General features: G+C 73.2%; 3 protein-coding genes. 1 reads left to right on the top strand and 2 read right to left on the bottom strand.

What is annotated here, in order from left to right; genetic code table 11:
* Nucleotides 1-77: 77 nt before the first annotated feature.
* Nucleotides 78-2,354: a S9 family peptidase gene (locus ACZ6I1_RS34855; RefSeq protein ID WP_469293127.1), complete on the top strand. Its 2,277-nt coding sequence runs from the start codon at nucleotides 78-80 to the stop codon at nucleotides 2,352-2,354.
* Between the two features lie 59 nt (nucleotides 2,355-2,413).
* Here ACZ6I1_RS34855 and ACZ6I1_RS34860 read toward each other — a convergent pair whose 3' ends face one another.
* On the bottom strand, nucleotides 2,414-3,814 hold the full coding sequence (locus ACZ6I1_RS34860) for an MFS transporter (protein ID WP_469293129.1): 1,401 nt from the start codon (nucleotides 3,812-3,814) through the stop codon (nucleotides 2,414-2,416).
* Nucleotides 3,815-3,974: 160 nt separating this feature from the next.
* The gene (locus ACZ6I1_RS34865) at nucleotides 3,975-5,102 is read right to left on the bottom strand and encodes a serine hydrolase domain-containing protein (protein WP_469293130.1); all 1,128 of its coding nucleotides are present in this window, start codon (nucleotides 5,100-5,102) and stop codon (nucleotides 3,975-3,977) included.
* Nucleotides 5,103-5,153 lie beyond the last annotated feature (51 nt).

The following is a 5,153-nucleotide window of genomic DNA, read 5'->3' on the forward strand; positions in this document are numbered from 1 at the left end:
TCCTACGGCAACATCACCGCCCGCAGCCTCTGAACGAGCCCCCGGACCGACGCCAGAACCAAGAACGGACACGAAGAATGACGACCACTCAGGACTACCAGGCCGCCGAGCAGCTCCTGCGCCGTCCCGCACGCCCCGGCGAGCTCGTCGTCGGCGACAAGGTCCGGCCGCAGTGGATCGACGGCGGCGCCCGGTTCTGGTACGCGGTCAGCAACGGCACCGGCCGGCGGTTCGTGCTGGCCGACCCCGCGGCCGGCACCCGCGAACCGGCCTTCGACCACGCCCTGCTCGCCGCCGCGCTGGCCGCCGCCTCCGGGCAGCGGGCCGACCCCGAGGCCCTCCCCTTCACGACCATCGAACTCGCCGCCAACGCCGTGGAGTTCGCCGCGTTCGGCGCGTACTGGCGCTGCCGCCTGGACAGCTACGCCTGCGAGCCCGCCCCGTTCACGCCGCCCGGCAGCCCCCTCGACGTCCCGTCACCCGACGGGAAGCTCGCGGTGTCCCGGCGGGGCCACGACCTGTGGGCGCGCTCGCTGTCCGACGGCCGCGAGTGGGCACTGACCACCGACGGCCGGCCCGACCACCAGTACGGCACCGGCCCGGACTCCACGGGCAACAGCACCCTGCTGCGCAAGATCGGCCTGCCCCACCTCCCGCCCGCCGTCGCCTGGTCGCCCGACTCGACGAAGGTGCTGGCGCACCGGACCGACGAGCGGAGCGTCCGCCGGACCCACCTCGTACAGGCCAGGCCCGCCGACGGCAGTGCACCCCTCCTGCACACCCAGCGGTACGCCTACGCGGGCGACGAGCACCTACCGCTCGCCGAGCTGGTCGTACTGGACGTCGCCGAGGGCACGGTGGTCCGCGCGCAGGCCGAGCCGCTGCTCATGCCGCAGTCGTCACCGATCACGACCGGGTGGGCGTGGTGGGCTCCGGACGGCTCGGCGGTCTACTACCTCGGCCGCCCCCGCGACCTGCGCACGCTCACCCTCTACCGGATGGACCCGGCCACCGGCGAGGTCACCGCGGTGCTCAGCGAGACCGGGGCCACCCGTGTCGAACCCAACCAGTGGATGTACGAGCCGCCCCTCGTGCGGGTCCTCGCCGGCGAAGTGCTGTGGTACTCGCAGCGCGACGGCTGGGGCCACCTGTACCGGTACGACCTGCGCACCGGCGCGCTGCTCGGCCAGGTCACCTCCGGGCCCTGGGCGGTACGGCAGATCCTGCGCGTCGACGAGGCGGAGCGGGCCGTGTACTTCACCGCCTCCGGACTCATCGACGGGGACCCGTACCGGCGCACGGTGTGCCGCATCGGCCTGGACGGCTCCGGCTTCGCCAAGGTCACCGACGACGACCTCGACCACATCGTCACCCTGCCCGGCCACGGGGAGTACTTCATCGACTCCGCGTCCACGGTCGACACCCCGCCCGTGACCCGCGTCCTCGACTGGACCGGCCGGGTGCTGGTCGAGCTGGAGCGCGCCGACATCGCCAAGCTCACCGCCACCGGCTGGACGGCGCCGGAACGGTTCTGCGTCAAGGCGGCCGACGGCGAGACCGACCTCTACGGAGTGCTCTACCGGCCCCGCGGCTTCGACCCCGCCCAGCGCTACCCCGTCGTCGACCACCTCTACCCCGGCCCGCAGGTCAACCGGGTCGCCCCGTGCTTCGACCCGGGCGGGATGGGCCTCGACGCGGAACCCCTCGCGGCGCTGGGCTTCGTGGTGGTGGCCCTGGACGGACGCGGCACCCCCGGGCGCAGCAAGTCCTTCCACGACGCCTCCTACGGCCGCCTGGCCGACGCCGGCTGCCTGGCCGACCACGTCGCGGCCCTGCGCCAACTGGCCCGGACCCGCCCCTGGATGGACCTGGACCGGGTGGGCGCCCTCGGGCACTCCGGAGGCGGATTCGCCGCCGCGCGGGCGATGCTGGACTTCCCCGAGGTGTACAAGGCCGCGGCCGCCCTCTCCGGCTCGCACGACGCCCGCCACTTCAACCCGGGCTTCGTCGAGGCCTACGACGGCGCCGACAACCCCGAGGCCTGGGCCCGTACCTCCAACGTGGACCTCGCGGACCGGCTCGCGGGCAGACTGCTGCTCGTCCACGGCGAGATGGACGACCAGGTCCACCCCGACCACACGCTGCGGCTGGCCGACCGGCTCATCGCCGCCGGCAAGGACTTCGAGCTGCTCATCGTGCCCGGGGCCGAGCACACGTTCATCGACTGCCTGTCCTACGTCCGGGGCCGCTGCTGGGACTTCCTGGTGCGCGAGCTGACGGGCACACAGCCCCCCGCCTACCGCCCCGCCCCCATCGCCGTCGGCCCCGAACTGCTCGCCGACCTGTTCGCCTGAAAAACACACGGAGGGGGCCCGGCCGACAGGCCGGGCCCCCTCCGTTCGCTGCCGCGGCGCTAACGCCGCGGCAGGTGGTCGGAGCCGGGCCGGATCAGCAGCGCGGCCAGCAGGGCGATGCCCGCGCACACCGCGCCGGCCGTGAACCCCAGGGACATACCGGAGCGCGAGGCCACCGCCACCAGCATCGCCAGCCCCAGCGAACCGCCCAGCGTCTGCACGGCGTTGAGCATGCTGGAGGCCGCACCGGCCTCCCCGCGCCGCAGCCCGGACGTCGCCAGCACCGTCGGCGGGATCACACAGCACGCCATGCCCGCGCCCAGCAGGAGCAGCGGCGGCAGGATCCCGCCCGCGTACGAGGAACCCGGCCCGAGCTGCGACAGCCACAGGTTGCCGGTGAGCAGCAGCGCGGCGCCGCCCGCCATCAGGTAGCGCGGCCCGAGCAGGCGCTCCAGCCGTACGGCCGCCCACGCCGTCACCGCCATCGTCGCCGCGAGCGGCGTCAGCGCCAGCGCCGCGCCCAACGGGCCGTACCCCTCCTGCTGCTGGAAGTACCGGTTGAGGAAGAAGTACGCCCCCATGATCGAACCCGGCACGGCCAGCGTCCCCGCGTACGCGAGGACCCGGTTGCGGGACCGGAACAGGTGCAGCAGCACGATCGGATGCGCGGCCCGCCGCTCGACCCCCGCGAACACCGCGAACAGCACCAGCGCACACGCCACGCAGACCATTGCCCGCACATCGCCGAGACCCTGCTCCGCCGCCCGCGCCAGCCCGTACACGAGCGCGGCCGCACCCACCGCCGACAGCAGCGCACCCGCCACGTCGAAGCGGCCCGGATTGCGGCGCGTCTCCGTGATCGCCACCGGCCCCAGCACCAGGATCAGCACCCCGAGCGGAACGTTCAGCAGCAGTTCCCACCGCCAGGAGCTCAGCGAGGACAGCGCCCCGGCCAGCAGCAGGCCGCCGGCCGTACTGACCGCGCCCGCCGCCGTGCACACGGCGATCGCACGCTTGCGTGGCGCCCCCTCCTCGAACATGCTCAGCACCAGGGCGAGCCCGCTCGGCGCGGCCAGCGCCGCCCCGATCCCCTGCACCACCCGGATCACGGTGAGCAGCTCCACACCCGACGCGAGCCCGCGCACGGCGGCCGCCGCCGTGAACAGCGCCACGCCGGTGAGGAACACCCGGCGCCGGCCGAGGATGTCCCCGGCCCTCCCGCCCAGCAGCAGCAGACCGCCGAACGCGAGCAGATAGGCGTTCAGCACCCAGGACGAACCGACGTCCGACAGTCCGAGATCGGCGCGCATGCCGGGCAGGGCGATGTTCACGATGGCGTCGTCGAGCTGGATCATCGCGTTGCAGGAGGCGATGACGGCGAGGGCGAGCCCGGGCCGCGGCCGCCGGGCCTTCGGCGCGGGCCGGGCCGCCACGCGCGGTTCGAGCACGGGCGCGGACATGACCAGTCTCCTGACGACGGCAAACAGATTCCCGACACTGTCCCGCTGCCCCCTCGAGATCCCGCTGAGCCGGACCGGAGGCCTCCCGCGACGCTCTGCAGGTGGCCCGGCGTGACAAAGCCCCCGTCCCGGCCTCGGCCGGAACGGGGGCTGTCTGTCTTCAGCCCGCAGGCTGGGCCGGCTCGGCCCGCCCGCCGCAGAACACCTCGTTGACGAGCCTCTTCTGAGCGTTCCCGAACGCCTCCGCCGCCCGCACGAAGTCGAGTTCGGCGTCCCCGGTGGTCAGCGAGGCGGTCAGGGTCGTACGGCCGTCGGGCGTGCTGTACATCAGCGCCGCCCAGCCCCAGAAGCCGCCGTTGTGGGTGTAGAGGGTGCCGCCGCATTCCGCCTCCTGCACGAACAGCCCGAGCCCGTACCCGAGTTTGGGGTGCGGCGTGCGCATCTCGGCCAGCAGCGGGGCCGGCAGCAGCCTGCCGCTCATCAGGGCGGAGATGAACGTGTGCAGATCCCGGGTGGTCGAGATCATGTCGCCGGCGGCGGAGATCCAGGAGGCGTTGCCCCGGGTGACGTCGACCGTCTTCCACCGGCCGGCGTCCTGGTAGGTGTAGTAGCCGTGGGCGTGCGGCTCGGGGATCTCCGGCGAGGCGTCCGGCACCACGGTGCCCGACAGGCCGAGCGGGCCCAGGATCCGCCGCTGCATCTCCTCGGCGAACGGGCGGCCGCTGACGTTCTCGACCAGCAGCCTGGCCAGCACGTAGTTGGTGTTCGAGTAGCTCCAGTCCGTGCCCGGCTCGAACCGCGCCGGCTTCGACAAGGCCGGCCGCACCAGTTCCTCGGGACGGTAGGTGTGGAACCGCTTGTCCACCCATTCCTGGCCCTGCCAGGGGATCCCCGGCGCGGTCGTCCCGTCCTCGTAGTACTCGCCGGTGAAGTTGAACAGCCCGCTGGTGTGCTGCAACAGCATCCGCACCGTGATCCGCCGGTCCAGCCCGAACCCGGGCAGGTGGTCGTCCGCCGGGCTGTCCAGCCCGAGCGCGCCCTCGGCCACGAGCAGCAGCACCAGGGCCGCCGTAAAGGTCTTGGTGTTGCTGCCGATGCGGAAACGCCCGTCGGCCGGCGGCTTGGCACTCTCGCCCAGCTCGCGCACTCCGGCGGTGCCGACCCACTCGCCCCGCTGATCGTTCACGCGCAACTGCACCCCGGCCCAACCGGAATCGACGATCTCCTGGATGGCCTTCCGCAGCTCCGGGCGGTCCTGCCCGGCGGCGGTCTTCGGTGTGAGAGACATGAGGGCGTGCTCCTTCCTTCAGAGGCTGCGGGCGGTGATGTTGCCGTAGGC

Source organism: Streptomyces sp. NPDC046303, from assembly GCF_055588085.1.

Coding starts and splice junctions, on each gene's coding strand:
- ACZ6I1_RS34855 (WP_469293127.1), top strand. CDS start 78: ATGACGACCACTCAGGACTACCAGGCCGCCGAGCAGCTCCTGCGCCGT.
- ACZ6I1_RS34860 (WP_469293129.1), bottom strand. CDS start 3,814: ATGTCCGCGCCCGTGCTCGAACCGCGCGTGGCGGCCCGGCCCGCGCCG.
- ACZ6I1_RS34865 (WP_469293130.1), bottom strand. CDS start 5,102: ATGTCTCTCACACCGAAGACCGCCGCCGGGCAGGACCGCCCGGAGCTG.